This window comes from Limnothrix sp. PR1529, assembly GCF_002742025.1.
GTDB lineage: Bacteria > Cyanobacteriota > Cyanobacteriia > CACIAM-69d > CACIAM-69d > CACIAM-69d.
Genome location: NZ_LIRO01000141.1, coordinates 1 through 1672, shown reverse-complemented (window position 1 = coordinate 1672; position 1672 = coordinate 1). Strand labels below are relative to the sequence as shown.

1 protein-coding gene is annotated in these 1672 nt (G+C 61.1%); it reads right to left on the bottom strand.

The window, feature by feature from the left end:
- Nucleotides 1–75: 75 nt before the first annotated feature.
- A partial coding sequence (locus AMR42_RS19110; RefSeq protein WP_234407107.1) for a tetratricopeptide repeat protein occupies nt 76–1672 on the bottom strand: 1597 nt, incomplete at its 5' end.

The following is a 1672-nucleotide window of genomic DNA, read 5'->3' as shown; positions in this document are numbered from 1 at the left end:
TCCTAATTGAATGTACTATAAACCGGGCAAATTCAATCGAGCAAAACCCGACCCAAATCCTCTCAGGAAGACCGATCAAGAAGACTGAATCAGGGTTTGTAATCGATCGGCCGCCGGTTGGTCTCCCAAGGCCAAGTAAAGATCTCGGGCCTGTTTCAGATGCTCGATCGCCTCAGCAGAACGGTGTTGAGATCGACGTAGACGGGCAAGCACCAGGTGTGGCTCCGGGTCGTGAGGATTATGGGCGATCGCCTGCTCCAGTTCCTTCGTTGCCTCGTCCCACTGTTCCTGTTGGATCAGCACCCCAGCCCAGGCCACCCGATAGGCCGCCTGATCCGGGTCAAGCCCCCTTGCTTGCCAAGTCTGTTCAATTGCCTTAGCCGCTTCGCCACGGCCTTGATAGGCGTAAAGATCTCTCGCCGCGATCGCTGCTTGCAGGGCCTGGGCCTGTGCGCCGTGGGCCTCCAGGGCCTTCGCCAGAGCCAAATGGGCATCGGGATCGCTGGGATGTTGCCGAATCGCCGCCTCCAGCAGGGGAGCCGCTTCCGCCGGTTGGTCATTGTCCAGCAGCGCAATGCCCGCCATCAGAGGCGATTCCGTCAAAGATGAAGCATTAAACGCGCTGCTGCCGCCGGTTTGAACCGTTTCCGCGATCGCCCGTACCTGCTCCAACTTGCCCAGGGCCCAACTCGCAGTCTGTTGCACCTGTTGATCCGGGTCGCGGGCCGCCATGCCCATCATTTGGCTGAGGCGAGTCACTTGTTCATAAACCTGCGTTAAATCCCGAATCGCATTGGTGCGCACTTCCGGATTCGGATCCCGCAGGGCCAGGGCCATCGCCTCCAGGGTGGGTTCCAACACCCGCGACCCGATCGAGGTTAAAGCCGCGATCGACAGGCTTCGTTGCTTGGAATCCCCATTCAGCAACACATCCATCAGGGGACGCAGGGCCCGAGAGTCGCCCCGTTGTCCCAATTCCCAAATGGCCTTGCGGCGATCGGCCGCGTTGTCGCTGCGGAGATTTTGAATCGCCCGCTCAATCAGGCTCGGTTGCACCACCCGAGTAGGCGCAAGGGCCGTTGGACTGGGCAAGGGAGCCGTCGGGTTGGGTGCGGCATTGGGTGCGGCTTTCGGCGCAGCCGCATTAGCCGCCGGATTGGGCAAGGGCGCAGGCGTGGCCGGTTCAGGCGCTTTGGATTCCGCAGGAGCCGGAGCCGCCGCCTCTGAAGGGTCGGCAGAGAGTTCGGAATCGGCTGCCGGGGTTGGTTTTTGCCAGGGAAACAACCGGCGACGGGGTTTTGACTCTGGCTTGGATTCCGACTTGGATTCTGGCTTGGAGTCGATCGGGGCGGCCGTTTCCAACGCCATCGCGTTTTGACCATTGTGGGCTGCCGCACTGTGGGCATCGAGGGTGGGGCCCACATCCCGGGGCCGGGTCGATCGCGCCGCCGGAGCCAACGGAGCACCCCAAGGGTCGATCGCCTCCAAACCCTCTATGGCATCTGGATCCGCCAAAGGATCAAAATCCGCCTCCAGCTCCGCATCCGCTTCATCCCAACCAAAATGCTCATTATTCCGAACTTGGCGAACAAACCAAACCAAGCCCCCCAACAAACCAAGCCCCCCAATCCCCGCCCCCCCCAACAACACAACTCGCCGTTGGAATGCCCGT